This window comes from Aeromonas sp. S15(2024) (assembly GCF_041402265.1).
GTDB lineage: Bacteria > Pseudomonadota > Gammaproteobacteria > Enterobacterales > Aeromonadaceae > Aeromonas > Aeromonas dhakensis.
The window spans coordinates 423,715-449,396 of sequence record NZ_JBGLQY010000002.1; the positions used below are offsets into that span (position 1 = coordinate 423,715).

The 25,682-nt window shown below is 61.5% G+C and carries 23 protein-coding genes, 2 tRNA genes and 1 other annotated feature; of the genes, 12 read left to right on the forward strand and 13 right to left on the reverse strand.

Features of this window, described 5'->3' with window-relative positions; translation table 11 throughout:
- Positions 1 to 2,460, reverse strand: coding sequence for a bifunctional aspartate kinase/homoserine dehydrogenase I (gene thrA / locus ACB033_RS06015; protein ID WP_211028438.1), 2,460 nt, complete (start codon positions 2,458 to 2,460; stop codon positions 1 to 3).
- A 68-nt stretch (positions 2,461 to 2,528) separates the two neighbouring features.
- Positions 2,529 to 2,659, reverse strand: a sequence feature (Thr leader region).
- Positions 2,660 to 2,731: 72 nt separating this feature from the next.
- Positions 2,732 to 3,424, reverse strand: coding sequence for a tRNA/rRNA methyltransferase (locus ACB033_RS06020; RefSeq protein ID WP_017781996.1), 693 nt, complete (start codon positions 3,422 to 3,424; stop codon positions 2,732 to 2,734).
- Positions 3,425 to 3,619: 195 nt separating this feature from the next.
- Here ACB033_RS06020 and aceK point away from each other — a divergent pair, with 195 nt between their 5' ends.
- The gene (aceK, locus tag ACB033_RS06025; RefSeq protein WP_139431335.1) at positions 3,620 to 5,347 is read left to right on the forward strand and encodes a bifunctional isocitrate dehydrogenase kinase/phosphatase; all 1,728 of its coding nucleotides are present in this window, start codon (positions 3,620 to 3,622) and stop codon (positions 5,345 to 5,347) included.
- A gap of 110 nt (positions 5,348 to 5,457) precedes the next feature.
- On the opposite strand, the gene ACB033_RS06030 is transcribed toward aceK, so the two are convergent.
- Positions 5,458 to 5,856, reverse strand: coding sequence for an META domain-containing protein (locus tag ACB033_RS06030; RefSeq protein WP_139725947.1), 399 nt, complete (start codon positions 5,854 to 5,856; stop codon positions 5,458 to 5,460).
- A 172-nt stretch (positions 5,857 to 6,028) separates the two neighbouring features.
- Here ACB033_RS06030 and ACB033_RS06035 point away from each other — a divergent pair, with 172 nt between their 5' ends.
- On the forward strand, positions 6,029 to 6,505 hold the full coding sequence (locus tag ACB033_RS06035; RefSeq protein WP_139725948.1) for a hypothetical protein: 477 nt from the start codon (positions 6,029 to 6,031) through the stop codon (positions 6,503 to 6,505).
- A gap of 5 nt (positions 6,506 to 6,510) precedes the next feature.
- Here ACB033_RS06035 and ACB033_RS06040 read toward each other — a convergent pair whose 3' ends face one another.
- Positions 6,511 to 6,990 carry a putative 4-hydroxy-4-methyl-2-oxoglutarate aldolase gene (locus tag ACB033_RS06040; protein ID WP_010633331.1) on the reverse strand — a complete coding sequence of 160 codons (480 nt, stop codon included), beginning with the start codon at positions 6,988 to 6,990 and terminating at the stop codon, positions 6,511 to 6,513.
- A gap of 42 nt (positions 6,991 to 7,032) precedes the next feature.
- Positions 7,033 to 7,449, reverse strand: a complete 417-nt coding sequence (locus tag ACB033_RS06045) for a DUF3293 domain-containing protein (RefSeq protein ID WP_139725949.1) — start codon at positions 7,447 to 7,449, stop codon at positions 7,033 to 7,035.
- Between the two features lie 376 nt (positions 7,450 to 7,825).
- Between ACB033_RS06045 and arcA the strand changes: the two genes are divergently transcribed.
- Positions 7,826 to 8,545 (forward strand): two-component system response regulator ArcA, encoded by a 720-nt coding sequence (arcA, locus tag ACB033_RS06050; RefSeq protein WP_010633329.1) that lies wholly within the window; start codon positions 7,826 to 7,828, stop codon positions 8,543 to 8,545.
- A gap of 142 nt (positions 8,546 to 8,687) precedes the next feature.
- Here arcA and ACB033_RS06055 read toward each other — a convergent pair.
- Together ACB033_RS06055 and ACB033_RS06060 are read right to left on the reverse strand one after the other, a co-directional pair.
- A tRNA-Gly gene (locus tag ACB033_RS06055) sits at positions 8,688 to 8,762 on the reverse strand.
- A 94-nt stretch (positions 8,763 to 8,856) separates the two neighbouring features.
- A tRNA-Gly gene (locus ACB033_RS06060) sits at positions 8,857 to 8,930 on the reverse strand.
- 201 nt (positions 8,931 to 9,131) lie between these two features.
- On the opposite strand from ACB033_RS06060, the gene cydD reads away from it, so the two are divergent.
- From cydD to ACB033_RS06080, 4 genes are all read left to right on the forward strand, one after another.
- Positions 9,132 to 10,901: a cysteine/glutathione ABC transporter permease/ATP-binding protein CydD gene (gene cydD / locus ACB033_RS06065; RefSeq protein WP_139725950.1), complete on the forward strand. Its 1,770-nt coding sequence runs from the start codon at positions 9,132 to 9,134 to the stop codon at positions 10,899 to 10,901.
- The gene (gene cydC, locus ACB033_RS06070) at positions 10,894 to 12,639 is read left to right on the forward strand and encodes a cysteine/glutathione ABC transporter ATP-binding protein/permease CydC (protein ID WP_139725951.1); all 1,746 of its coding nucleotides are present in this window, start codon (positions 10,894 to 10,896) and stop codon (positions 12,637 to 12,639) included. Before cydD ends, cydC begins: the two co-directional genes overlap by 8 nt.
- 253 nt (positions 12,640 to 12,892) lie before the next feature.
- Positions 12,893 to 13,264 (forward strand): Rcs stress response system protein RcsF, encoded by a 372-nt coding sequence (gene rcsF / locus ACB033_RS06075; RefSeq protein ID WP_010633326.1) that lies wholly within the window; start codon positions 12,893 to 12,895, stop codon positions 13,262 to 13,264.
- A 22-nt stretch (positions 13,265 to 13,286) separates the two neighbouring features.
- Positions 13,287 to 13,679 carry a DUF488 domain-containing protein gene (locus ACB033_RS06080; RefSeq protein WP_005303108.1) on the forward strand — a complete coding sequence of 131 codons (393 nt, stop codon included), beginning with the start codon at positions 13,287 to 13,289 and terminating at the stop codon, positions 13,677 to 13,679.
- 70 nt (positions 13,680 to 13,749) lie between these two features.
- Here ACB033_RS06080 and ACB033_RS06085 read toward each other — a convergent pair whose 3' ends face one another.
- Positions 13,750 to 14,730, reverse strand: coding sequence for an NAD-dependent epimerase/dehydratase family protein (locus ACB033_RS06085; protein ID WP_139725952.1), 981 nt, complete (start codon positions 14,728 to 14,730; stop codon positions 13,750 to 13,752).
- A gap of 225 nt (positions 14,731 to 14,955) precedes the next feature.
- On the opposite strand from ACB033_RS06085, the gene tsaA reads away from it, so the two are divergent.
- A complete protein-coding gene (gene tsaA / locus ACB033_RS06090; protein WP_371140400.1) occupies positions 14,956 to 15,663 on the forward strand; it encodes a tRNA (N6-threonylcarbamoyladenosine(37)-N6)-methyltransferase TrmO in 708 nt (235 codons plus the stop codon).
- Positions 15,664 to 15,702: 39 nt separating this feature from the next.
- Here tsaA and ACB033_RS06095 read toward each other — a convergent pair whose 3' ends face one another.
- The 4 genes from ACB033_RS06095 to ACB033_RS06110 are packed head-to-tail and all read right to left on the reverse strand — an operon-like array spanning position 15,703 to position 20,382.
- A complete protein-coding gene (locus ACB033_RS06095) occupies positions 15,703 to 17,148 on the reverse strand; it encodes an HD domain-containing phosphohydrolase (RefSeq protein ID WP_017781989.1) in 1,446 nt (481 codons plus the stop codon).
- Positions 17,149 to 17,198: 50 nt separating this feature from the next.
- Positions 17,199 to 18,320 (reverse strand): beta-ketoacyl-ACP synthase III, encoded by a 1,122-nt coding sequence (locus ACB033_RS06100; RefSeq protein WP_019839765.1) that lies wholly within the window; start codon positions 18,318 to 18,320, stop codon positions 17,199 to 17,201.
- Positions 18,321 to 18,375: 55 nt separating this feature from the next.
- On the reverse strand, positions 18,376 to 19,539 hold the full coding sequence (locus ACB033_RS06105; RefSeq protein ID WP_126881378.1) for a VWA domain-containing protein: 1,164 nt from the start codon (positions 19,537 to 19,539) through the stop codon (positions 18,376 to 18,378).
- Positions 19,540 to 20,382, reverse strand: coding sequence for a MoxR family ATPase (locus ACB033_RS06110; protein WP_139726337.1), 843 nt, complete (start codon positions 20,380 to 20,382; stop codon positions 19,540 to 19,542). It lies immediately after the preceding gene.
- A gap of 167 nt (positions 20,383 to 20,549) precedes the next feature.
- Here ACB033_RS06110 and cysK point away from each other — a divergent pair, with 167 nt between their 5' ends.
- From cysK to crr, 4 genes are all read left to right on the forward strand, one after another.
- On the forward strand, positions 20,550 to 21,518 hold the full coding sequence (gene cysK, locus ACB033_RS06115; RefSeq protein WP_005303122.1) for a cysteine synthase A: 969 nt from the start codon (positions 20,550 to 20,552) through the stop codon (positions 21,516 to 21,518).
- A 442-nt stretch (positions 21,519 to 21,960) separates the two neighbouring features.
- Positions 21,961 to 22,218: an HPr family phosphocarrier protein gene (locus tag ACB033_RS06120; RefSeq protein ID WP_005303128.1), complete on the forward strand. Its 258-nt coding sequence runs from the start codon at positions 21,961 to 21,963 to the stop codon at positions 22,216 to 22,218.
- A gap of 44 nt (positions 22,219 to 22,262) precedes the next feature.
- Positions 22,263 to 23,990 (forward strand): phosphoenolpyruvate-protein phosphotransferase PtsI, encoded by a 1,728-nt coding sequence (gene ptsI, locus ACB033_RS06125; protein ID WP_005303130.1) that lies wholly within the window; start codon positions 22,263 to 22,265, stop codon positions 23,988 to 23,990.
- Positions 23,991 to 24,033: 43 nt separating this feature from the next.
- Positions 24,034 to 24,543: a PTS glucose transporter subunit IIA gene (gene crr, locus ACB033_RS06130; protein WP_005303134.1), complete on the forward strand. Its 510-nt coding sequence runs from the start codon at positions 24,034 to 24,036 to the stop codon at positions 24,541 to 24,543.
- Between the two features lie 78 nt (positions 24,544 to 24,621).
- Here the strand turns inward: crr and ACB033_RS06135 are convergent, their stop codons facing one another.
- A complete protein-coding gene (locus ACB033_RS06135; RefSeq protein WP_162519981.1) occupies positions 24,622 to 25,584 on the reverse strand; it encodes a GGDEF domain-containing protein in 963 nt (320 codons plus the stop codon).
- Positions 25,585 to 25,682: the final 98 nt, after the last annotated feature.

Consider the following 25,682-nt stretch of genomic DNA (forward strand, 5'->3'; position numbering starts at 1 on the left):
TTACAACTCCTGCTTCCAGTTCTGGGTGCGCAGCACGTCGGCAAAGACGCCCGCGGCGGTCACTTCGGTGCCGGCGCCATAGCCGCGCAGCACCAGCGGGATCGGCTGGTAGTAGGTAGAGAAGAAGGCGAGCGCGTTCTCCCCATCTTTGACCTTGAACAGCGGCTCGTCAGCACCGACCGCCTTGATGGCGACCTTGCACTTGCCACCCTCGATGGAACCCACGTAGCGCAGCACCTTGCCCTGAGCTTGCGCAGCCGCAAACTGGTCGCGGAACCAGCCGTCAGCCTCCGGCAGGCGAGCCATAAAGGCTTCCACGTCGCCACTCACATCAAAGCCGGGTGGCAGGGCCTGCTCCACCTCCACATCGGAGAGCTCCAGCGCCATGCCGGCCTCGCGAGCCAGAATGAGCAGCTTGCGAGCCACGTCCATGCCGTTGAGATCGTCACGCGGATCCGGCTCGGTAAAGCCGTTGCCACGGGCAATCTTGGTGGCATCGGAGAAGGCCATCCCCTCGTCCAGCTTGCCGAAGATAAAGGAGAGCGAACCGGACAGCACGCCGTCGAAGGCGCGCAGCTTGTCGCCGGCCTTGATCAGGTTCTGCAGGTTCTCGATGACCGGCAGGCCGGCGCCCACGTTGGTTTCATACAGGAACTTGCGGCGGGTCTGACGAGCGGTGCGGCGCAGCGCCTTGTAGTAATCGAGCGACCCGGTGTTGGCCTTCTTGTTCGGGGTCACCACGTGGAAACCGGCGGCGAGGAAATCGGCGTACTGGACGGCGATGGCCTCGCTGGAGGTGCAATCGACGATCACCGGGTTGATGAGGTGGCTCTCTTCCACCAGCTTCTTCACCGCTTCCAGGCTGAAGCTGTCACGGGCTTCCACCAGCTGTTCACGCCAGTTGGCGAGGTTCAGGCCATCCTTGTTGACCGCCATCTGGCGGCTGTTGGCGATGCCCACTACCCGCAGGCCAGTGCCCTGCTCGGCCAATACCGGCTGCTGGCGGGCAATCTGATCCACCAGGGCTGCGCCGACACCGCCGACACCGACCACGAACAGGTCGATGAACTGCTGGCTGCCGAAGAAGTTCTGGTGGCAGGCCTTGATGGCTTCGGCCACCTTGCGATCCCGCACCACCGCAGAGATGGAGCGCTCGCTCGAGCCCTGGGCAATGGCGACGATGTTGATGGAGGCTTGTGCCAGCGAGGTGAAGAAGCGGGCCGCCATCCCCTTGGAGGTGCGCATGCCGTCACCGATGAGGGAGATGATCGCCAGATCCTGCATGATCTCCAGCGGATCCAGCAGCTGGTTCTTGAATTCGAGCTCGAACTCGCGCTCCAGCACCTTGCGGGTCTTGTCGCAGTCATAGCTGTGGATACAGAAGCTGACGCTGTATTCGGAGGATGACTGGGTGATGAGGACGATGCTGACCCCGGCGCGGGAGACGGCGGAGAAGATGCGGCCGGCCATGCCCACCATCCCCTTCATGCCGGGGCCGGAGACGTTGAACATGCACATGCCGGAGAGATCCGAGATGGCCTTCACCTTTAGGTCGTCATCCCCCTGCTCGACCCCGATGAGGGTGCCCGGCCCCTGCGGGTTGAAGCTGTTCTTGATGAGGCAGGGAATGTGGAACTGGGCCACCGGCGCGATGGTTTTCGGGTGCAGTACCTTGGCACCGAAGTAGGAGAGCTCCATCGCCTCCTTGTAGGAGAGGGTTTTCAGCAGATAGGCGTCCGGCACCAGGCGCGGGTCGCAGTTGTAGCAGCCCTCGACGTCGGTCCAGATCTCGCAGCACTCCGCATCGACACAGGCGGCCAGCACGGCGGCGGAGTAGTCGGAGCCGTTACGGCCCAGCAGCACGGTTTCGCCCTTGTCGCTGCCACCGGTGAAGCCCGGCATCAGGTAGAGACAGTCGGAGCGCAGGCCCTTGGCGGCGAAGCGCAGGCGGGAGGCTTCGATGTCGACGTGAGCTTCGAGGTAGCCGCCGTCGGTCACCAGCAGCTCTTCTGGTACAATGACGTCCAGCTCGAGGCCGCGCACCCGAAGCAGTTCGTGCATGAAGGCGATGGAGAGGTTCTCGCCCCGGCTCAGGATGCGAGCCTGCACGTTGTCCGGGCAGAGCCCCAGCAGGCGGATGCCCTGCATCAGTCGCTCCACCTGATCCAGTTCGCTGGTGAGACGGGCCTGCAGCGCCTTGTCATCCAGCGCCGGGTAAGCTTCCTTCAAGCCGGCCAGCAGGCGGGAGAAGATGCCGTTGATTTCAAACAGGGTGCTGCTGGCATCCATGCCGCGGCTGGTCTGCTCCACCAGGGCCACCAGGTGGTTGGTCACCTTGGCCGGTGCCGACAACACTAGGGCAACCTGGGATTGGCCGTGGGTATTCACCGCGATATCGGCGACCCGTAAAAAACGCTCTGCATCGGCCAGTGACGACCCGCCAAACTTCAACACTCTCATCGCTATCTCCCTGTATTCCCTGCAAATTGATCCGCTAATCGGTCTAAAAACTGTCTGAAAACAACCCAACAAAAAAGGCCCGTACTGGGTGGGTACGGGCCTTTTTCTGATTTCTGTGCTTGTTCGTCAGCGCATCAACCGGCCCCAGTGCCACCTGTGGTGGTACCGGTAATAATGGTGGTGGTGATGACGCTGGTGAATAACTGCATGACGAACACTCTTGAACGAAGCTGGCTTTTAGCAATACCGCGCCGGGCGCCGGGCTGTCAACCTAAACCTCTTTGCCAAGTTTGCGGGCAAGGTCTTTGCAGAGCAGATGGAGCATGTTCAAATCCCGCTGCGGCAGCATGGGCACTCGGTCCATCACCCACTGATGCAGTTTTTCATCCTGCGAAACACCGAGATCACCAAGAATTTCTGCTGTTTTGCTTTTCAGCACCCGAACCTGTCCGGCGTTATCAATATTTTCTGCTAGCACCTCGGGCTCATCGAGCAACTGGCTCAGCTCGTAGGCGTACAGCATGATCGCCTGGCCCAGGTTCAGGGACGGGTAGCTCACCTTGAGCGGCAGATAGCTGATGAGGTCGACCTGGGCCAGCTGCTCGTTGGAGAGGCCCGACTCCTCGCAACCAAACACGATGGCCACCTTCTCAAGGGAGGGCTTGGCCTTGATCTGGTCACGGATCTCGGCCGGAGTGAGGTAGTGCTGATAACGGCCGCGCTGACGGGCGGTGGTGGCCACCACCAGATCCATGTCGGCCAGCGCCTCCTCCAGGGTGTCGAACGCCTCGGCCTGGGTCAAAATCTCCTGCGCACCGTGGGCCACCCAGCTCGCCTCCTCCTCTTCGTGCACCCGGCTGGCCACCAGTCGCATGGCATCAAAGCCCATGGTTTTCATGGCGCGGGCGGCGGCGCCCACGTTGGCCGGACGGGCGGGGGCCACCAGCACAAAATAGAGTTTCATCGGGTCTTCTCCTGGGCAGGGCCGAACGTGCAAACCACAGCGGAACGTCGGCAAAACAGGGGCGCAATCTACCGTTTTCACCCGAAAATTGCCACTTGAACAGACGTTTGAATGTTGCCATAGTGGCTAGGAATGTGGACAAATTGCAGCCAATCCCAGGCGCCATCGGCCCGACAGATCACAAGGAAGAGAGAGATGCAGCAGCCATTGGAACAGGCCGTCGCCGAGACGATTCTGCAACGCTTCGAGTCGTTTTACAGCCGGTTTCTCGAAATCACCCAGGGCAGCAAGAGCCGTTTTGAAAACAGCGACTGGCTGGGGGTGCAGCTGGCGGGGCGCGAGCGCATCCGCCTCTATGACCACCACGTGGGGGCGACGGCCGGCTCCATCCGCCAGATGATGGGAGAACACCACGCCACCCAGGAGCTGCTCAAGCGGGTCAAGGGGGCCTTCAGCGACCTGCTGCCCAAGTGCGAGAACTTCGAGGTGGCGGAATCCTTCTTCAACTCCGTCTACCGCCGCATCTTTCGCCATCGCAACATCCGCGACGAGAACCTCTACATCCACCCCTTCGTCAGCCGCGGTGACAAGCCCGACCTGAGCGCATTGCTGCGCATCTATCGCACCGATCTCGCCCACCTGCCGCAGACTCTGAGCCAGCTGCTCGGGGATTACAGCTTCACCCTGCCCTATGAGGACAAACAGCGGGATATTGTCGATATCCATCGTCATCTTGCCGAGAACGGCCCGCATATTCTGCACGATGAGCCTTTCGCCATCGAACTATTGAGAGAGGTCTTCTACCGCAACAAGGGGGCCTATCTGGTGGGGCTGATCCGGGCAAGGGAGCAGGTCTTTCCCTTCATCCTGCCCCTGCTCAGCACCGGCCAGAGCATCTATGTGGATACCGTCATCTTCGAGCCGGATCTCGCCTCCATCGTGTTCGGCTTCGCCCGCGCCTATTTCATGGTCTATGCCCCGGTGCCGGCACTGTTCGTCGCCTTCTTGCGCCAGATCATGCCCCACAAGCCGGACTACGAGATCTACAACGCCATCGGCTGCCAGAAGCACGGCAAGACAGAGCTCTACCGCCACTATCAGCACCATCTGGCCCAGAGCCGCGAGCAGTTCGTCATCGCGCCGGGCATCAAGGGAATGGTGATGAGCGTGTTCACTCTCCCCTCCTACGACGTGGTGTTCAAGGTGATAAAAGACGAATTCACGCCCCCCAAGGACGTGAGTCACGAGCAGGTGAAGGCGAAGTACCGGTTGGTAAAGCAGCACGACCGGGTGGGCCGCATGGCCGATACCCAGGAGTTCACCAACTTCGAGTTTCCCCTCGATCGCATCTCGCCGGAGCTGCTGGTCGAACTCAAGGCGGTAGCCCCCTCGGCGCTCACCATCACCGCCGACAAGCTGGTGATCAAGCACCTCTACACAGAGCGCAAGATGATCCCACTCAACCTCTATCTGGACAAGGCGGACGAGCAGCAGACCCGGCTCGCGCTGGAGGAGTACGGCAACGCCATCAAGCAGCTGGCGGCTGCCAATATCTTCCCGGGGGACATGCTGTTCAAGAACTTCGGCGTCACCCGCCACGGCCGGGTGGTGTTCTACGACTACGACGAGATCTGCTACATGACGGAGTGCAACTTCCGCCAGATCCCGCCACCGCGCTACCCCGAGGACGAGTGGAGCGCCGAGCCCTGGTATTCGGTGGCCCCCAACGACATCTTCCCCGAGGAGTTCGCCACCTTCCTGCTGCAAAAGCCGCAGGTGCGCGAGATCATGCTGGCGCTGCACAAGGAGATGTTCGACGCCAACTACTGGAAGATGCTGCAGAGCAACATCAAGGAGGGGGTGTTTGAGGATGTCTATCCCTACCGGCGCAAGAAGCGCTTCAAGTTCCAGCGCGGCGGCTAATCGATCCGCGCACCGTTGCAAAAGGGAGTGCAAATAGCAAAAGGGACGCCGTGGCGTCCCTTTCTGCATCCGGCTGCGTGCGCTACGACAGCCTTTGACAAAAACGTCAGTTACTTGGCGGCAGGCATGGCGTCGAAGGTGAGCAGTGCCGCCTTGTTGGCGCCGCTCAGCACCAGCTGCTGGCCGCTGATCTGGAAGCTCGCCACTTTCTCCAGCGTCTGCAGGTAGAGCATCTCCTTGCCGGCCAGCTCGCCCATGCACATCATGCGGGTCGAGCCCATGGGCCCCAGCGCCAGCACGCCGTCACCCTGCTGGGTAATGCTGCCGAAATAGCGGTTGCAGCCGCCTTTGCCCGCCACCTTGTCACCGGCGACTTGCAGGGTAAAGGTGTCGCCGCTCGCCCCTTGCAGTTGCCAGGTGGAGGCTTGCAGTTGCGTCAGTTTGGAACCAGTGGCCATGGCGCAGCCCCCCAGGGCCAGCGCGGCCAGCAGAGTCAGTTTCTTGTTCATGGATTCACCTCTCGATATCAGCGAAATAGGGGAAGAAACAGGATGATGGGGGCCTGTGTATCATGAGAGCGGAGCAAATCAAAACTGTTTTATTGTGATCGGGGTTCCCTTTACTAACAGCTGGCATGTGCCATGCTTGTATTCCTGTTCCGGACCCAGGGAGGGGAAAAGAATGGTCAAATCATCCGTCATCGCACTCGTCTCATGCCTCAGCCTCACCGCCCAGGCCGCCGACTGGGATTTCCTCAAGAACGATACCGACAGCCAGCTCTACGTCAAAAGCTACTCAGGCGTGCTGCTCGGCAGTCAGACTCATCACAACGACAGTTTCGATCTCTGGCTCATCAATACCGGCTATCAATATCCGCTGCACGATGGCGTCAGCCTCTACATGGAAGCGGGCCCGGCCATCGGCCCCAGCAGCGAGCAATCCGGCTACAACCTGAGCTCGGGGGTGCGCTACCAGCTCTCCCCCATGTTCAACATCGGCAGCCAGCTCAAACAGCTGGAGGTGAGCAAGCCCAGCACCCTGCTGGAGCTCAACACCAGCCTGCTGTTGACCCCGCAGCTGGCCATCACCGCCAACTACGGCGTCAGCGCCTTTCGCACCGAACAATCCCTCAGCGTCGGGGTCGGCTTCAACTTCTAGCGAGATCAGATAAGCCGGGTGGCGCTCACCAGCACGCCGTTGAGATCGGCGTAGACGTAGTCACCCGGATGTATGGTCACCCCGGCAAACGACACCACCGCATCCAGCTCACCCAGCCCCCGCTTCTCGGTCTTGACCGGGCAGGGCGCCAGCGCCTTGACCCCCAGCGCCAGTGTCGCCAGCGTGCCCACGTCGCGCACGGCGCCGTAGATCACGATTCCTTCCCAGCCCTGCTCCGCCGCCTTGATCGCCAGCTGATCGCCGAGCAAGGCGCGGCGCAGGGAGCCGCCACCATCGATCACCATCACCCGCCCCTGCCCAGGCCGGTTGACCAGCTCCCGTACCAGGCTGTTGTCCTCGTAACAGGAGAGAGTGACCGCCTGGCCGTGAAACAGCGCCTTGCCACCGAAATTTTGAAACAGCGGCTCCGCCACCTGCAGGGCATCGCCGTACTCGTCACAGAGATCGGGCAGTAGATCCAGCATCATAAGTCTCCTTCCATGGACATGAATTCGCTCATTCTTTCATCAAGAAGAGCCCCTGACAATCCAGTGGGATTCAATTCTGCCCAGATGGTGTGGCTCCCCCGCCAGCAACACCGGCAGCAGCCAGAGCTCCCCCTGTTCCACCCAGTAGATGGCATTCTGACCAAAACGGGCTGCCAGTTGGATGGCCTCGCTGCGCGGGCAGGCCAGCAGCAGCGACGACTCCTGCCATGTTTCATCCAGCGAACTGCCCCGGCAAGGTCCCATCACCTGCCAACGAGGAACCGCCGCAATGGCCCGCCACAGGGCCCGCTGACGGCGGGTATTGCGACGCATTCCCAGCTGGCGACTGGCCGGATTCCAGGCCGTCACTATGGCGTAGGCAGGCCATTTCGGCGCCGAAAAGGGTGCAATAAAGCAGATTTTTCTGTAGTTTTCCCACAAATTCATGTCAACCACATGTTACATTCCATTACATTTTATAGGGGCGAAAATGGGGGCAACCCCAAGTATCATGCTGTGAACTCAGGGTTTGACCTATATCAAACCAGAGTTAAAAAGTTGCTATCTGACGGCAAAGAGTGTTGTTATGCGCCTGTTAACTGATAAAATGCAGCCACTTTTGTAATGGACTACCTTTCCAGGCTTCTCTCGATCAGACTTATTGAGAGCCTATGTGTGGCACAGGGATGTTTGCCAACGCTGATGCCAAATTCGCGATAATCCGACCTGATATTCATACCCAGGATGACGTAATTAATTTTCAGGACCGGTCGGGTAACGCCAAAGAGTGTTAAAATTTAGATAATTAACTGATAAGAATCTGGGAATACTCATGCAAACACCACACATTCTGATCGTCGAAGACGAACTGGTCACTCGCAATACCCTGAAAAGCATCTTCGAGGCAGAGGGCTATATCGTGCTCGAAGCCAACAATGGCGACGAAATGCATCAGGCCCTGACTGCCCACACCATCAACCTGGTGATCATGGACATCAACCTGCCGGGCAAGAATGGCCTGCTGCTGGCTCGTGAGCTGCGTGAGGACGACAACATCGCCCTGATGTTCCTGACCGGTCGCGACAACGAAGTGGACAAGATCCTGGGTCTGGAAATCGGCGCCGACGATTACATCACCAAGCCGTTCAACCCCCGCGAGCTGACCATCCGTGCCCGCAACCTGCTGAGCCGCACCATGAACGTGGCCGCCGGTGGCGAAGAGAAGAAGCTGGTGGAGCGTTACCTGTTCAACGGCTGGGCACTGGACATCAACAGCCGCGCCCTGGTCAGCCCGGCTGGCGACATGTTCAAGCTGCCGCGCTCCGAGTTCCGCGCCATGCTGCACTTCTGCGAAAACCCGGGCCAGATCCAGACCCGCGCCGAGCTGCTCAAGAAGATGACTGGCCGTGAGCTCAAGCCCCACGACCGCACCGTGGATGTCACCATCCGCCGCATCCGCAAGCACTTCGAGAGCGTCAACGACACTCCCGAGATCATCGCCACCATCCATGGCGAAGGCTATCGCTTCTGCGGCGAGCTGGAGCAGGAGTAATCCTCCCTCCCGAGTTGAAAAGGCGCCGATGGCGCCTTTTTTCATTGCAGCTGCTTTCAGGAGTGCCGGTCAGGCAGTGAGCCTCGCCCAGAAACAGATAACAAAAAGCCCACTCGCAGGAGTGGGCTTTTTGCATCAAGGCTGGAGCGGGCAGCGGGAATCGAACCCGCATCATCAGCTTGGAAGGCTGAGGTAATAGCCATTATACGATGCCCGCCTGGCATCAAAACTTGCTTGGTGTGATGGGGAAACCCCACGACAGACAGCCGTTTCGGCTGATGTGACAACGGCTTTGGCCATTATCAGGAATTTGGAGCGGGTGATGGGAATCGAACCCACGTATGCAGCTTGGGAAGCTACCGTTCTACCATTGAACTACACCCGCGTCAGGGCCTCTACTATATGCATTTTGCCGCCGAGCGCAATCATCCCGATACGGTTTTTTACCATAAATCAATCTGTTCGACCAACTAATGAGCAGCAAGCCGCTTTTTCCATCAATCGTTTTCACCGGCCGGAATTTACAAGGTTGCCAAGCCTGGGGGGCGAGGATAGTCTTGCGCCACTCGACGCGAGGATGGTGGTAATGGATAAAAAAACGCAAAAACGACTCTATGGCTGGTTGCGCAATCAATCGAGCCACGGCCGGCGCTGGATCGGCCTCTCCATCGGCTTTGGCCTGGGGCAGGGCATCCTGATGGTGGCGCAGGCCTGGCTGCTGGCCACCCTGCTGCACGGCTTCATCATCGAAGACGCCACCCCGGCGGGATCCATTCCCCTCTTCATTACCCTGCTGCTGGTCACCCTCGGCAAGGCGGTGCTGGCCTATGGCCGCGAGGTGGCCAGCTTCAAGGCCGGCAGCGCGGTGCGCCAGGCCATCCGCGAGCTGGTGCTCACCCGCCTCGGCCGGTTGGGACCGGCCTACATCCAGCGTCGGCCGGCCGGCAGCTGGGCCAGCCTGCTGCTGGAACAGATTGAAAACATGCAGGATTTCTTCTCCCGCTACCTGCCGCAAATGGCGATTGCCGTGTTCATTCCGGTGGTGATTCTGGTGGCCGTATTCCCGGTCAACTGGGCCGCCGGCCTCATTCTGCTGGGTACGGCGCCCCTCATTCCCCTCTTCATGATTCTGGTGGGGGTCGGCGCCGCCGATGCCAACCGCCGCAACTTCCAGGCGCTGGCCCGTCTCTCCGGCCACTTTCTCGATCGCCTCAAGGGGCTGCGCACCCTGCAGCTCTTCATGCGCACCCGGGCGGAAGGGGATGCCATTCGCGATGCCTCAGAAGATTTTCGCGAACGCACCATGGAGGTGCTGCGCCTTGCCTTCCTCAGCACCGCCGTGCTGGAGTTTTTCGCCGCCCTCTCGGTGGCGCTGGTGGCCGTCTACTTCGGTTTCTCCTATATCGATCACCTGAACTTCGGCCACTATGGCAGCAAAGTTACCCTCTTTACTGGCCTGTTCGTGCTGTTTCTGGCTCCCGAGTTCTACGCCCCGCTGCGCGAGCTCGGCGCCCACTACCACGCCAAGGCGCAGGCCATCGGCGCCGCCGAACAGCTGCTGGAGTTCCTCGAGGCCGAGGTGAGTGAACCCGCCTCAGGCAATGCGCCGTTCCATGCCGACGCCCCCATCAGGGTAGAAGCCAAAGGCCTTGAAGTGCTGAGCGCCGAGGGCAAGGTACTGGTCGGCCCCATCGACTTCACCCTGGAAGCGGGCTCACGCACCGCCCTCATCGGCATCAGCGGCGCCGGCAAGAGCTCGCTGGTCAACGCCCTGCTCGGCTTTGCCCCCTATCGCGGCGAGCTCAAGGTCAACGGCCAGGAGCTGGCCAGCCTCGACATGAGCCAGTGGCGCAGGCAGCTGGGCTGGCTCTCCCAGAACCCGCAGCTGTTCCACGCCTCGCTGCGTGACAATCTGCTGCTGGCCAAGCCCGCCGCCAGTGACGGCGAACTGGAAGAGGCCCTGAAACGGGCCCAGGCATGGGAGTTCGCCATGGAGAAGGGGCTCGACTATGCGGTGGGGGATCAGGCCGGCGGCCTCTCGGTCGGGCAGGCCCAGCGTCTGGCGCTGGCCCGTACCCTGCTCAAGTCCACCCAGCTGATGGTGCTGGACGAGCCGACCGCCAGCCTGGATCGCCACTCCGAGCGAGCCATCATGACCACGCTGGAGCAGGTCATCGCCAACCAGACCCTGCTGATGATCACCCACCGCTTCGATCAGCTCACCAAGATGGACCAGATCCTGGTGCTGGAGCGCGGCAAGCTGGTGGAGCAGGGCAACTTCCAGCAACTCAGCACCGCGCAGGGGCCGTTTGCCCGCCTGCTCTCCCAACGTAACGAGGGTTCTCTCGATGACTGATCTCTTGCCGTTTCTGCGCCTCTATCGCCAGCACTGGCTCAGCCTCTCCATCGGTCTGCTGCTGGCACTGGTCACCCTGGCCGCCGGGATGGGACTGCTGTCGCTCTCCGGCTGGTTCCTCTCCGCCGCCGCCGTGGCGGGGCTGACGGCGGCCACCCGCGATCACTTCAACTACATGACGCCGGCCGGCGGGGTGCGCTTCTTCTCCATCATCCGCACTGCCGGCCGCTGGGGTGAGCGGGTGGTGAGCCACGACGCCACCTTCCGGGTACTGACCCGGCTGCGGGTCTGGTTCTGGCAAAAGCTCTCGCCGCTCTCCACCGGCGCCCTGGCAGGCTTTCGCCAGGCGGACCTGCTCAACCGGCTGGTGGCCGACATCGACGCCATGGACCACGTCTACCTGCGGCTGGTCACCCCCATCGGGGCGGCCCTGCTCAGCACCGCCGGTCTGGTGTTCTTCCTCTCGCTGTTCGATGCCGACCTGGCCCTGATACTGGGCACCATCCTGCTGTTCGGCATGCTGGCCCTGCCGCTGGTGTTCTACTTCCTCGGCCGCCAGCCCGGTCGCCAGCTGATCGCCGAGAAATCCAACCTGCGTACCCGTCTGGTGGACTATCTGGACGGCCAGGCCGAGCTACAGATGTTTGCCGCCGCCCCCCGGGCGCGCGACGAGCTGCAGCAGGCCGAACAGGCGCTGATCCAGGCCCAGGCCCGCATGGCCCGGGTGAGCGGGCTGGCCAACGGCTCGGTGCAACTGCTGAGCGGCTGGACCCTCACCCTGATGCTGTGGCTGGCCGGTCACGGGGTAGCAGGCGCCGCGCCGGATCCCATCACGGCGCTGATGGTGTTCGCCACCCTGGCCAGCTTCGAGGCGCTGATGCCGCTGGCCGGTGCCTTCCAGCACCTCTCCACCAGCCTCACCTCGGCCCGCCGCCTCAACGAGATCCTGCAGGAGGCCAAGGCCCCCGAGTGGGGCCACGAACAGCGCCACGCACCACAGGGGGCGCTGCAGATTAGCGACCTCTATTTCAGCTACCCAGGCAACCCGCAGCCGGTGCTGCGCGGCTGCACCCTGCAGTTGCAGGCCGGTGAAAAGCTGGCGCTGCTGGGCCAGACCGGCTGCGGCAAATCCACCCTGATGGGGCTGCTGACCCGCGAATGGAACCCGCAGGCTGGCAAGATCCTGCTCGATGGCAAGCCGCTCACCGACTACAGCGAAGGGGCGCTGCGCGCCTCCCTCTCGGTGGTGAGCCAGCGGGTGCACCTGTTTGCCGATACCCTGCGCGGCAACCTCAAGCTGGCCGCCCCCCATGCCAGTGACGAGCAGCTGGTGCAAGTGCTGACCCAGGTCGGCCTTGCCAATCTGCTGGAAGATGACAACGGCCACAGCGACAGCGGGCTCGATGCCTGGCTGGGGGATGGCGGCCGGCCGCTCTCCGGTGGCGAGCGCCGCCGCATCGGCATCGCCCGCGCCCTGCTGCACGATGCGCCGCTCTGGCTGCTGGATGAGCCGACCGAGGGGCTCGACAGTCAGACCGAGCGGGAGATCATGGATCTGCTGTTCAAGCTGGGGGCGGATCGCACCCTGCTGCTCATCTCCCACCGTTTGCTGGGGCTGGAGCAGATGGACCGGATCGCCCTGATGGAAGAGGGGCAGATCCGCCTCTGCGCCTCTCATCAGACGCTGCTGGCGGACGACTACTACCGCAGCCTGCATCAGCGGCTGGCACCGACCTGATGAGCAACGAGAGAGGGGCGCCCGGTGCGCCCCTCTCTCATGACAGCAGGCCAGTCATCTTTGCCGGCAGCATGAAGCTGCACGGGCAACACACGGCCGGATCCTGGTCACACCCCGCCCATACGGCTAAAAATGGGGCTGGTCGACACCGTCGACTGGCCCCTATAATGGCCCCTTCGTTATTCCACAAGATGCCGACATGGAGCGCCTGCGCCTTGCTACTGTCCTCATCACCGACACAAGATACGAGACGATGAAACGCCTGATCCTGATGATGCCCCTGATTGCCTCCGGCTGCGCCGACTTTGCCTTCAACAGCAATCTGGACAAAGAGAACTTCGACGAGTACTTCAAGCCGGGCAGCGTTCAGATCTATGAACAGGGCCAGCTGGCCGATCTCAACTACCTCTACCTCGGCACCGTCGAAGGGGAGTCCTGCCAGAGCGATGCCAAGCAGCCGATCCCCAACGCCGGCGAGGCCCGTACCCTGGCCCGCCGCCGCGTGGCCGACATGGGCGGCAACGGCGTCACCTTCGACAAGTGCGCCGAATTCAGCGACACCCCGGGCTGCCTGAAGCAGGTGATCTGCTACGGCCAGGCGCTGAAAGTCGCCACCGAGAAATAAGCGTCAACAGCAAGGAGCCTGCATGGCACTGGCCATCGTTCGCCTCGGCACGCCCCGCCTGCCCGACGAGGGGCTGCGGATCGGCACAGTGCGCCGCCCGCCCCGCGGCGTGCCCAAAACCGAGTTTGCCAGCCAGGATTGGTACGACGTCTGGTTCCCCAATCTCGCCCCCAGCAACGACACCATGAAGCTGGGTCAGGCTGCCGAGACGCCCGCCCAGTGGAGCGCCTTCTGCAAACAGTACAAGGCGGAGCTGGCGACTCCCGCCGCCAGGCACGATCTGGCGCTGCTGGCCGCCCTCTCCCACACCACCAACCTGTCGGTGGGCTGTTACTGCGAGCAGGAGTCCCGCTGTCATCGCGCCATCTTGCGCGAGCAACTGACCGCCGCCGGCGCCGCCATGCGCGCCGAATAACGCCGCTCACGCCAGACAGAAAAGGGCATCGAGAGATGCCCTTTTGCTTTGCTGCCGCACTTGTTGGCCCCTAGCGGACCAGCTGACGCAGCCGCGCCTCCTGCTCGGCGGTGATGCCGGTGGCCACCACGGCGTCCGGCGCGCCGGCCAGCCACTCGGCCACATCCGCCACCGTCTCCTCCAGCGGCCGAAAGTTGAGGCCCTGCACGATGGCCGCCTCGGCGCTGATGAGGCCATAGCCGGCATACTCGGGCTGTGCATTGGGCAACAGGGTCGGGTAGCTCTGCCAGGGCTCCACCCCGGCGGCCAGCAGCGCGGGCCAGGGCGCCCATTCGGGCAGGATCAGGGTCGCGGGGGCCAGCCTGGCGGCCAGGCGATCCACCCAGTCGCTCAGCGCGATACCGGGCTTGACCAGATTGAAGATGCCGCTCAATTGCTGCTCGGCGGCCCGCAGCACGAATTCGGCGCAGTCGCGCACGTCCAGATATTGCAACCGATCTTCCCCCTGCCCCGGCAGCAGCCAGGGGCCGCCTCGCTGCACCCGCGTGATCCACCAGGCCAGCCGACCGGTGGGATCATGGGGGCCGCACAAGACGCCCGGGCGCAAGATGCAGAGCCGCTCGCCCCAGCGGGCACGATAGGTCGCCTCGCACAACACCTTGAGGGGACCGTAATTTTCCGGCAGCTCCCCCTCGGCCATCTCGTGCAGCGGCGCCGACTCGTCCTGCCCGGGTTGGGCGAAGTCGCGATAGACACTGATGGTGGAGATGAAGATCAGCCGCTCGCAGCGCCCGAGCAGGGCGGCCGACAGGCTCGCCGCCTGTTCGGGACGATAGCAGCAGGTATCGATGGCCAGATCCCAGCTTCCCTGATGGCGATGCAGCGGGGTCAGGTCCTGATCCCGGTCCCCCTGCAGCTGGGTGAGCTCGCGCCAGTCCGGATGCTGGCGACGGCCGCGATTGAACAAGGTCACCTCGTGGCCCCAGTCCAGCGCCAGTGAGGCGAGATGGCGACCCAGAAATCCGGTGCCGCCGATGATCAGCAGTTTCATCCCTGTCTCTCCTGTGCGGCGCGGCCCATCCTCGATGGCCACGCCGGTTGTGCCGGCCCGCCCTGCCGACGGACCTTTCACTCTTCCTGCGCCCACCCTACGCAAGTTGGCGGCGTGATACAGCCTTCGGGCGGCCGGGATGGGAGCAAGATCACGGCAAGCGGGTACGCCTGCGTTTTAAGGGCTGCTGTGCTACATTGCCGGGGTTTTCAGTCAGGATCCGCCATGAAGTTCGAAATCGACACCCTGGGTATCATCCGCTCTCCCTACAAGGAGAAGTTCGCCATCCCGCGCCAGCCCGGTCTGGTCAAATCGGCCCGCGCCCACCTCGAGCTACTGCCCCCCTACGATCAGCCGGACGTGCTGCGCGGCATCGAGCAGTTTTCCCACCTCTGGCTCAGCTTCGTGTTTCACCAGACCATGGAGCATGGCTGGCACCCGACGGTGCGCCCGCCGCGCCTGGGCGGCAACGAGCGGGTCGGGGTGTTTGCCACCCGCTCCACCTTTCGTCCCAACCCCCTCGGCCTCTCGGTGGTCGAGCTGCACGGGGTCGGCCGTGCGCGCGGCAAACTCTGGCTCGAACTGGGGGCGGTGGATCTGCTCGATGGCACCCCCATCGTCGACATCAAGCCCTATGTTCCCTATGCCGACAGCCTGCCGGATGCCCGCGGCGGTTTCGCCCCCGACGCCCCCACCCCGCCGCTGGCGGTGAGTTTCAGCCCAGAGGCAGAACTGCAGCTGCAACCCTGGCTCAAGGCCCACCCCGAGCTGCGCCTGCTGGTGAGCGAAGTGCTGGCCCAGGATCCCCGCCCCGCCTACAAGAAGGGCAAGCCGGATGACAAGGAGTACGGCGTCAGGCTGTTTGACTGCAACGTGCGCTTTCGCATCAGCGAGCCCAGTTGTCTAGTGCTCGCCATCGAGCCGGCCCAGTGAGCCAGCCATAAAAAAACCACCCGTTCGGGTGGTTTTTTGTCAGTCGTGATCCTTGTGCCTGAGGGCAATCTGGCGGAATTCCTCCTCGCAGGCGAGGAAGGCGTCGACGATGGCCGGATCGAAATGGCGGCCACGCCCCTCCACTATGATGGTTCTGGCCTGCTCATGGCTGAAGGCGGGCTTGTAGACCCGTTTTGAGATGAGGGCGTCGTAGACATCCGCCAGCGCCATCAGCCGCCCCGACAAGGGGATCGCTTCCCCCGCCAGCCCAGCCGGATAGCCGCTGCCATCCCACTTCTCGTGGTGAGTGAGGGAGATCTCCCGCGCCAGCCGCAGGAAGGAGTTGGAGCCGAGCTGGGCTTCGGCGCTCGCCAGCGCATCGGCGCCAATCTGGGGGTGGCGCTTCATGATGGCGAACTCCTCGTCCGTCAGCTTGCCCGGCTTGAGCAGGATGGCATCGGGAATGCCCACCTTGCCCACGTCGTGCAGCGGCGCCGACTTGAACAGCAGATCGATGGTGGCATCGTCCAGCGGATAGCGCTCCCAGTCGCTGCGGCTCAGCTGCTCCGCCAGCACCTTGACGTAGAACTGGGTGCGGATGATATGGGCGCCGGTCTCGTTGTCGCGGGTCTCCGCCAGCGAGGCGAGCCCCAGGATGGCCACGTCCCGGGTCAGATTGAGCTCGTCCTGACGCGCCTTCAGTTCGCCGATCATCTGGTTGGTGCCGGCGGCAATCAGACCGAACTCATCGTCACGGATCACCGGCACCCGCGCCTCCAGATCGCCGCACTGCACCTGCGCCATGGCGCGAGTCTGATGCATCAGGGAGAGGGTCAGGTTGCGGCCATAGCCGCGAATGATGAGCCAGAGATAACCGAAGGTCACCACCATCACGAAGGCGATCTCCAGCAGTATGTAATGCTGGGCATCAAGCCGCGGCAGGCTCTTGTCCACTGTGACCAGCCACTCCAGATCCTTGTTGAACAGCAGGAAGAACACAGCGCCAAGCAGGGTCAGGGTGGTGAAGGCGAACAGGGAGAACTTGCGGGAAACCGGCATGGCCAGCGGCTGGTTCAGCACCAGACAGGCCTGATGCTCCCGCAGCTTGGCCCGCTGCCAGTCCCGCTGCAGCGACAGATCCGCCGCCACCAGGAAGCCCAGGGTGCTCATCCCCAGCAGGATCTTGAGGTGGCTCTCCAGCGGAAAATCATACCGGATGCCGTTGTAGCCAGAGAGCAGCAAGGCCCCCAGCAGGTAGAAGCCCACCTCCAGCCCGAAGCCTCCCAGCCCCTGACCGGACAGCGTCACCTTGCGCAGCAGTTGGTCACGCAGGACAAACATGATGGCGAAGGTCACCAGCGCGGGCCCCAGCAGCTGGGGCAGCGTCAGGCTCTCCAGAAACGGGCAGACCTGCAGCCCGTAAAGACAAAACAGTGACAGCGTCACCCCGTAGTGAAGGGCGCAGCGCCCCGTGATCCTCTGCATGATTCCACCCAAACCTTATCGTCATGACGGCGGGGAGATGACCCCGCCCCTCACAGGCGCCGCAACAACAGGCTCCCGATCGAATAGCCGGCGCCAAACGAGCAGAGCACACCGCGGGCCCCCGCGGGAAGGTCGCGATTGTACAGATGGAACGCGATAATGGAACCCGCCGAGCTGGTGTTGCCGTAGCTGTCGAGGATCACCGGCGCCTCCTGCTGGCTGGCATCGTGGCCGAGCAGCTTGCGGGCGATGAACTGGTTCATGGTGAGGTTGGCCTGATGGAGCCAGAGCCGGCTCAGGGAATCCGCCGCCCAGCCCTGCTCATCAAGCTGGCCGGCGATCTGGTCGCACACCAGCGGCAGCACCTCCTTGAACACCTTGCGCCCCTGCTGGCGGAACAGCTTGTCGTCACCGTAACGGGTGCGCGGGCTGAGCCGGTTTAAAAAGCCAAAGTTGTTGCGGATGTTGTTGGAGTACTGGGTCACCAGCTTGCTGGCCACCAGTTGCCAGGGATTGGCCACCTGGCAATCGGCCTCCCGCTCCAGCAGCACGGCGGTACAGGCGTCACCGAAGATGAAGTGGCTGTCCCGATCGCGGAAGTTGAGGTGCCCAGAGCAGATCTCCGGATTGACCACCAGCGCGAGTCGGGCGCTGCCAGCCGCCAGCATGTCTGCCGCCGTCTTGATGCCGAAGGTGGCGGAGGAGCAGGCCACGTTCATGTCAAAGGCCATGCCGCTCGCCCCCAGATAGTGCTGCAACTCGATGGAGAGGGCCGGATAGGGGCGCGGCATGTTGGAGGCGGCCACTATCACCAGATCTATTTCCCCCGGCTCGCGACCGGCGGCGATCAGCGCCTGCTCGGCGGCGGCCACCGCCATCTCCACCATGATGGAGGGCTTGTCATCGGGCCGCTCCGCCATCAATGGCTGCATGATGTCGGGATCCAGCACCCCCTCCTTGCTCACCAGATAACGGCTCTTGATGCCGGAGGCCTTCTCGATGAATTCACTGCTCGAATGCTGTTTGGCGGGCAGCTGGCCGGCGTCGATGGCGGAGGCGTTCTCCTCGTTGTAGAGATCCACGTACTGGTTGAAGGCGGCCACCAGCGCTTCGTTGCTGACGGCAAAGGGAGGGGTATAGAGGCCTGAGCCACTGATCACGATAGAGGTCATCTTTGCTCCTCGCCGGGTTCACTCCCGGCTTGTTGGTCTGTTCGGGTAGAGAGGGTCACAGCTGGTCGATGGCCGCAGCCAGACCCGCCAGAGTCAGCGGGTGCATGCGCCCGCCGATCAATTCGTTCATCAACTTGATGGAGGGGTGCCAGAGCCACTCCCGCCGCGGGGTGGGATTGATCCACACCAGCTTGGGAAAATGCTGCTGCAGGCGGGCCAGCCACACCTGACCGGCCTCCTCGTTCCAATATTCGACGCTGCCGCCGGGCCAGGTGATCTCGTAGGGACCCATGGTGGCATCCCCCACCAGGATCACCTTGTAGTCGCTGCCGTAGGTGCGCAGCAGGCGCAGGGTGTCGAAGCGCTCCTCGTGCCGGCGGGCGTTGTCTCGCCAGACAAAGTCGTAGAGACAGTTGTGAAAATAGAAGTACTCCAGGTGCTTGAACTCGTGGCGCAGGGCAGAAAAGAGCCGCTGCACCTCGGCCACGTGGGCATCCATGGAGCCTCCCACGTCGAAGAAGACCAGCAGCTTGACCCCGTTGTGGCGCTCGGGTCTGAGCTTCACATCGAGCCAGCCCTGCCTGGCCGTGCTCCGGATGGTGTCGTCGAGATCCAGCTCGTCCGGGCTGCCCTGGCGCACCCAGCGCCTGAGCTTGCGCAGCGCCAGCTGGATGGCCCGTTGCCCCAGCGGCGAGTCGTCGCTGAAGTTGCGATAATGGCGCGCCTCCCACACCTTGACCGCCTTGCCATGCTGGCCCTCTCCCCCCATGCGGATCCCTTCCGGGTGAAAACCGCCGTGGCCGAACGGGCTGCTGCCACCGGTGCCGACCCACTTGTTGCCGCCGGCGTGGCGCTCCCTCTGCTCGTTCAAGCGCTGGTTGAGGGTCGCCAGCAGCTGATCCAGCCCGCCAAGGGATTTGAGCAACGCCTTCTCCTCGGCACTCAGCAGCCGTTCGAACTCCTTGCGCAGCCACTCATCCGGCAGGCTCTCCGGCAGCAGGGGGATGGCGGCCAGCCCTTCGTAATACTCGGCGAAGGCACGATCGAAGCGATCGTAGTGAGCCTCGTCTTTTACCAGCAGGCAGCGGGAGAGCAGGTAGAACTCGTCTATATCGAGGCTGGCCAGCCGGGCTGCCAGCGCCCCGTGCAAGTCCAGCAGTTCACGCAGGCTGCAGGGGAGCTGGTGGCGACGCAGGTGGGTAAAAAAATCGATCAGCATCTAGCCACCACGGCGGGCCAGAAAGGCGAGCTTCTCAAAGAGATGCAGGTCCTGCTCTGTCTTGAGCAGGGCGCCGTAGAGGGCGGGCACCAGCTTGCCTGGCTCGCGGGCGCGCATCGCCTCGGGGGCGATGTCGTCAGCCAACAGCAGCCGGATCCAGTCCAAGAGTTCCGAGGTGGAGGGCTTCTTGCGCAGTCCCTCTACTTCCCGCAGCTCGAAGAAGAGATCCATCGCCTCGCCAAGCAGGCTCTCCTTGAGGTCGGGGTAGTGAAGTTTGACGATGGCCTGCATCTCGACCTTGTCGGGGAAGCGGATGTAGTGAAAGAAACAGCGGCGCAGGAAGGCATCCGGCAGCTCTTTTTCATTGTTGGAGGTGATGATGACCACAGGGCGCTGGCGGGCCTTGATACGCTCGCCGGTTTCATAGACGTCGAATTCCATCCGATCGAGCTCCTGCAGCAGATCGTTGGGAAACTCGATATCCGCCTTGTCGATTTCATCGATAAGCAGCACCGGGCGCTGGTCGGCAGTGAAGGCCTGCCACAGCTTGCCACGGCGGATGTAGTGGCCTATCTCCCCCACCCTGGGGTCGCCGAGCTGGGAGTCCCGCAGCCTGGCCACCGCATCGTACTCATAGAGCCCCTGCTGGGCCTTGGTGGTGGATTTGATGTGCCAGGCGATAAGCTCGGTGCCCAGATGGCTGGCCACGGCCTCTGCCAACTCGGTCTTGCCTGTGCCGGGTTCACCCTTGATGAGCAGCGGCTTTTCCAGCACGATGGCGGCATTGACCGCCATCTTGAGCGCCTCTGAGGCGAGATAGCGATCGCTTCCTGCAAATCCCATAACGTCCATTCCTTTGACGACGAGAGACCTTTTCGCGAGGGAGGTCTCAATAAGAAAGAATAAGCTCTATATCTTGTAATAACATATTGTTATAACAAATCGTCACTTCTCATTCAGAAACCACAGGGTAATCTTGTTTCATCGCCGTAACAAACAGGGATAGCACCATGAGCAAAATTTTTGAGGACAACAGCCAGACCATAGGTCACACCCCTCTGGTTCGTCTCAACCGTGTTACCAAGGGCCGCGTGCTGGCCAAGATTGAGAGCCGAAACCCGAGCTTCAGCGTCAAGTGCCGTATCGGCGCCAACCTGATCTGGGATGCCGAGAAGCGCGGCGTTCTGACCAAGGGCAAGGAGATCATCGAACCCACCAGCGGCAACACGGGTATTGCTCTGGCCTTCGTGGCCGCCGCCCGTGGCTATCCCATCACATTGACCATGCCGGCCACCATGAGCCTGGAGCGCCGCAAGCTGCTCAAGGCACTCGGTGCCAACCTGGTGCTGACCGAAGGGCCGCTCGGCATGAAGGGCGCCATTGCCAAGGCCAACGAGATCCTCGAGTCCGAGCCCGGCAAATATGTGCTGCTGCAACAGTTTGAAAACCCGGCCAACCCGGAAATCCACGAGAAGACCACTGGTCCCGAGATCTGGGATGCCACCGATGGCGACGTGGATGTGTTCGTGGCCGGCGTCGGTACCGGCGGCACCATTACCGGTGTCTCCCGCTACCTGAAACAGACCAAGGGCAAGGCGGTGGTCTCCGTTGCCGTCGAACCAAGCGAATCGCCGGTGATCAGCCAGCGTCTGGCCGGCCTTGAAATCAAACCGGGTCCCCACAAGATCCAGGGCATTGGTGCCGGCTTCATCCCGGGCAACCTGGACCTCACCCTGCTGGATCGTGTCGAGCAGGTAAGCAGCGATGACGCCATCGAGATGGCTCGCCGCCTGATGGAAGAGGAAGGGATCCTGGCCGGCATCAGCTCAGGTGCCGCCGTGGTGGCCGCAGCCCGCCTCGCCGAGCTGCCGGAATTTGAAGGCAAGACCATAGTGGTCATCCTGCCGAGCGCTGCCGAGCGCTACCTCTCCAGCGCCCTGTTTGCCGGGGTGTTCAGCGAACAAGAGCTGCAGCAATAAGTGATCGGATTATTTCAAAACAACGGCGCTCTCAGGAGCGCCGTTTCTTTATGGGCTAGACTGAGCACTTGGCAGCGCCAGTCGACCCCTTATTTTTCGGGGTAAAATAACAAGCAAACCAGTGACGAAAAAAGCAGACATTCTGTGATAAATCTCATATCCTGTGCCGCGTCACGAGGTGTTTGCCGACTAGGTATCACAAAGTAACAAAGTGTTATTTTTCGTTATAAAATAATTTCAGGCCAGCATTGACGCGGCTTGTAGCGCGATAACGGAAAAGAGTTGAGGCAGACACCGAATACTGCACAGAAAATTGACCTGGATTAAACCATTGCAGGTCTGATTTCGTTACTTTACAACATATCCATACTGACACGGTGCGAGAAGGAAGCGTCAAAAGCATCCCTCACACCAAAAAATATCAATAATATGGGGTGAAACCATGTACGAGAAGTCTGTTGTTATTACTGCTGAAAACGGCCTGCACACCCGTCCGGCAGCTCAGTTCGTGAAAGAAGCCAAAGAATTCCAAAGCGAGATCACTGTGGTCTCCGGTGGCAAATCCGCCAGCGCCAAGAGTCTGTTCAAGCTGCAGACCCTGGGCCTGACCAAAGGCACCAACGTGACCATCCAGGCCGACGGCCCGGACGCTCAGAAAGCCGTTGAGAAGCTGGTTGCCCTGATGGACGAGCTGGAGTAATCCAGCTTTATTCCTCCCCCACAGTCGTTTTAATAGGAAGGATTATGATATCTGGCATTCTTGCGTCCCCCGGTATCGCATTCGGCAAGGCGCTTCTTCTGAAAGAAGATGAAATCGTTATCAATCAGGGCAAAATCGCTGCCGAACAGATTGATGCCGAAATCAACCGCTTCCTCGAAGCCCGCACCAAGTCAGCCGCACAGCTGGAAGCCATCAAAGAGATGGCCGGTCGCACCTTCGGTGAAGAAAAAGAGGCCATCTTCGAAGGCCACATCATGCTGCTCGAAGATGAAGAGCTGGAAGGGGATATCAGATCCTTCATCAAAGACAACAAGGCCACCGCTGACAAGGCCATCTACGAGGTCATCGAGCAGTACGCGAAGATGATGGCCGAGCTGGATGACCCCTATCTGCGCGAGCGCGCCACCGACTTCCGTGACATCGGCACCCGTCTGGTCAAGAACGTACTGGGCATCGCCGTTGTCAACCTGAGCACCATCGACGAAGAGGTGATCCTGGTCGCCAAAGACCTGACCCCGTCCGAAACCGCTCAGATCAACCTGAAATACGTGCTGGGTTTTGTCACCGACATCGGTGGCCGTACTTCCCACACCTCCATCATGGCCCGCTCCCTGGAGCTGCCGGCCATCGTGGGTACCAACGACATCACCGAGCGCGTCAAGAATGGTGACGTGCTGGTGCTGGACGCGATCAACAACCAGATCGTCCTCAACCCGACTGCTGAACAGCTGGCCAAGTTCAAAGAGATCCAGGCCCAGTTCCAGGCCGAGAAAGACGAGCTGGCCAAGCTCAAAGATCTGCCTGCCATCACCCTGGATGGCCATCAGGTCGAAGTGTGCGCCAACATCGGTACCGTCAAGGATACCGAAGGTGCCATCCGCAATGGCGCCGAAGGCGTGGGTCTGTACCGTACCGAGTTCCTGTTCATGGACCGTGACGCGCTGCCGACCGAAGACGAGCAGTTCAAAGCCTACAAAGAAGTGGCCGAAGCGATGCCGGATCAGCCGATCATCGTGCGCACCATGGACATCGGCGGCGACAAAGAACTGCCCTACATGAATTTCCCGAAAGAGATGAACCCCTTCCTGGGCTGGCGTGCCGTGCGGATCTTCTTCGATCGCGCCGACATCATGCACGCCCAGCTGCGGGCCATCCTGCGTGCGTCTGCCTTCGGCAAACTGCGCATCATGTTCCCGATGATCATCTCCGTCGAAGAGTTCCGCAGCCTGAAGGCCACCGTAGAGACGCTGAAAGCCGAACTGCGTGCCGAAGGCAAAGCCTTTGATGAATCCATCGAAGTGGGTATCATGATCGAGACCCCGGCTGCTGCCGTGATGGCTCATCATCTGGCCAAGGAAGTGGATTTCTTCAGTATCGGTACCAACGATTTGACCCAGTACACCCTGGCCGTCGACCGTGGTAACGAGATGATTTCCGCCATGTACAACCCGCTGTCACCCTCCGTCCTGACCCTGATCAAGATGGTTATCGATGCATCCCACGCCGAAGGCAAGTGGACCGGTATGTGTGGTGAACTGGCTGGTGACGAGCGTGCCACCCTGCTGCTGCTGGGTATGGGTCTGGATGAGTTCTCCATGAGCGCCATCTCTGTACCGCGTATCAAGAAGCTTATCCGCAACACCAACTTCGAAGATGTGAAGGCCATGGCTGATCAAGCGCTGAGCTTTGCCACCGCCGCCGAAATCGAAGCCTGTGTAGATAACTTTATTAAGCAGAAGGCAGTCTGCTAAGATCGGCTGCAAACAGCGACAATCATCTCTAGGAGCTTTTACTATGGGTCTGTTTGATAAACTGAAGAAACTGGTTTCCGATGACAGCTCTGATACCGGCGGCATCGAAATTTTTGCCCCGCTGTCAGGCGAAATCGTACCGATCGAAGATGTGCCCGACGTGGTCTTCGCCGAGAAGATCGTCGGTGACGGCATCGCCATCAAGCCGGCCGGCAACAAGATGGTTGCTCCGTGCGACGGCACCATCGGCAAGATCTTCGAGACCAACCACGCGTTCTCGCTGGAATCCGACTCTGGTATCGAGCTGTTCGTTCACTTCGGTATCGACACCGTTGAGCTGAAAGGCGAAGGCTTCAAGCGCATCGCCCAGGAAGGTCAACAGGTCAAGCGCGGTGACACCATCATCGAGTTCGATCTGGCCGTTCTGGAAGCCAAAGCCAAATCTACCCTGACTCCGGTGGTCATCTCCAACATGGACGAGATCAAAGAGCTGGTGAAGATGACGGGTGCCGTGACCGTGGGCGAGACCCCGGTGATCCGCATCAAGAAATAAGGCTGCATGGGCCGAACGCCCATCGCTGCAACAAAAAACCGAAGCCCAGGCTTCGGTTTTTTTATGGGCGCCTTCCAGCTACTCCTTGCCGAAGACCACCTGGTTGCGCCCGTTGCTCTTGGCCTGATAGAGCGCCTTGTCAGCCACCTGCAGCAGGCTGTCGCTGCTCTGCCCCTCGCCTCGGGTAGCGCAGCCCAGGCTCATCGTCAGGGAGAAGCTCTGCCCCTCCCACGCGACCACATGGCCGACAAACTGCCGGCGCAACTGCTCAGCCCGCTCGACCACAAGCTCAGCATCCACCCCGGGCAGGATCAGCAAGAACTCCTCTCCGCCCCAGCGGGCCAGGTGCTCCCCGGCTCGCAGCTGGCCGGTCATGATGCGGGCCACCTCACACAGCGCCGCATCCCCGGCGGGATGCCCGTAGCGATCATTGATCTGCTTGAAGTGATCGATGTCGCCCAGGATCACCGAGAAGGGTTCTCCCTGCAGCCAGAGCGCCTGCAGTTGCTGGCCTGCAGCCCGCCGGTTGCCAAGCTCGGTCAGCGGATCGGTGCAGGAGATCCGGCTCACCTCCTCTATCATGCAGTGCAGATCGTGAATGTCGCGCAGGGTCACTATGTGCCAGCCCGGCATGGCATCGGCTTTCAACTGGGCCGTGATGGTAAACCAGCGCTGCTGGCCGTTCTTGCAGTAAAGCAGGGCATTCATCTCGGCCACCGCAGCCCCGCTTGCCAGGCTGCTCATCACCGCCTGGTTCCAACGCGAGATGGCCAGTGCCCGGCTCTCCTCGTCGCGATAGACGGTGGCAAACCAGCTGGCCATGTCAGGCAGATCCGTCAGGTCGTAACCCAGTTGCGCCACGAAAGCCCGGTTCACGAACCTGTGATGGCGGGCGGGGATCTCCGACAGTCGGGTGGGGATGCTGTCCAGCGTCTCGCTGCAGGCCGATTCCGAGATCAGGATAGGAAACGGGATCACGTCGAAGGAGCGAAACAGGATCTGCTGCAGCTCGGTCAGGATCACGGGATCTGTGATGGTCAAGGTAATTCCCTTCACCTGTTGAGGATTTTATTAAAGGTAAATGAGGGGAGAAGAGGGGTAAAGCCCTCATTGAACTGGGCTGGGTGCCCGGTTCCCGG

What these genes read in the sequence shown, in the direction of transcription:
- thrA (WP_211028438.1), bottom strand. Translation starts at nt 2,460, where the DNA reads ATGAGAGTGTTGAAGTTTGGCGGGTCGTCACTGGCCGATGCAGAGCGT.
- ACB033_RS06020 (WP_017781996.1), bottom strand. Translation starts at nt 3,424, where the DNA reads ATGAAACTCTATTTTGTGCTGGTGGCCCCCGCCCGTCCGGCCAACGTG.
- aceK (WP_139431335.1), top strand. Translation starts at nt 3,620, where the DNA reads ATGCAGCAGCCATTGGAACAGGCCGTCGCCGAGACGATTCTGCAACGC.
- ACB033_RS06030 (WP_139725947.1), bottom strand. Translation starts at nt 5,856, where the DNA reads ATGAACAAGAAACTGACTCTGCTGGCCGCGCTGGCCCTGGGGGGCTGC.
- ACB033_RS06035 (WP_139725948.1), top strand. Translation starts at nt 6,029, where the DNA reads ATGGTCAAATCATCCGTCATCGCACTCGTCTCATGCCTCAGCCTCACC.
- ACB033_RS06040 (WP_010633331.1), bottom strand. Translation starts at nt 6,990, where the DNA reads ATGCTGGATCTACTGCCCGATCTCTGTGACGAGTACGGCGATGCCCTG.
- arcA (WP_010633329.1), top strand. Translation starts at nt 7,826, where the DNA reads ATGCAAACACCACACATTCTGATCGTCGAAGACGAACTGGTCACTCGC.
- cydD (WP_139725950.1), top strand. Translation starts at nt 9,132, where the DNA reads ATGGATAAAAAAACGCAAAAACGACTCTATGGCTGGTTGCGCAATCAA.
- cydC (WP_139725951.1), top strand. Translation starts at nt 10,894, where the DNA reads ATGACTGATCTCTTGCCGTTTCTGCGCCTCTATCGCCAGCACTGGCTC.
- rcsF (WP_010633326.1), top strand. Translation starts at nt 12,893, where the DNA reads ATGAAACGCCTGATCCTGATGATGCCCCTGATTGCCTCCGGCTGCGCC.
- ACB033_RS06080 (WP_005303108.1), top strand. Translation starts at nt 13,287, where the DNA reads ATGGCACTGGCCATCGTTCGCCTCGGCACGCCCCGCCTGCCCGACGAG.
- ACB033_RS06085 (WP_139725952.1), bottom strand. Translation starts at nt 14,730, where the DNA reads ATGAAACTGCTGATCATCGGCGGCACCGGATTTCTGGGTCGCCATCTC.
- tsaA (WP_371140400.1), top strand. Translation starts at nt 14,956, where the DNA reads ATGAAGTTCGAAATCGACACCCTGGGTATCATCCGCTCTCCCTACAAG.
- ACB033_RS06095 (WP_017781989.1), bottom strand. Translation starts at nt 17,148, where the DNA reads ATGCAGAGGATCACGGGGCGCTGCGCCCTTCACTACGGGGTGACGCTG.
- ACB033_RS06100 (WP_019839765.1), bottom strand. Translation starts at nt 18,320, where the DNA reads ATGACCTCTATCGTGATCAGTGGCTCAGGCCTCTATACCCCTCCCTTT.
- ACB033_RS06105 (WP_126881378.1), bottom strand. Translation starts at nt 19,539, where the DNA reads ATGCTGATCGATTTTTTTACCCACCTGCGTCGCCACCAGCTCCCCTGC.
- ACB033_RS06110 (WP_139726337.1), bottom strand. Translation starts at nt 20,382, where the DNA reads ATGGGATTTGCAGGAAGCGATCGCTATCTCGCCTCAGAGGCGCTCAAG.
- cysK (WP_005303122.1), top strand. Translation starts at nt 20,550, where the DNA reads ATGAGCAAAATTTTTGAGGACAACAGCCAGACCATAGGTCACACCCCT.
- ACB033_RS06120 (WP_005303128.1), top strand. Translation starts at nt 21,961, where the DNA reads ATGTACGAGAAGTCTGTTGTTATTACTGCTGAAAACGGCCTGCACACC.
- ptsI (WP_005303130.1), top strand. Translation starts at nt 22,263, where the DNA reads ATGATATCTGGCATTCTTGCGTCCCCCGGTATCGCATTCGGCAAGGCG.
- crr (WP_005303134.1), top strand. Translation starts at nt 24,034, where the DNA reads ATGGGTCTGTTTGATAAACTGAAGAAACTGGTTTCCGATGACAGCTCT.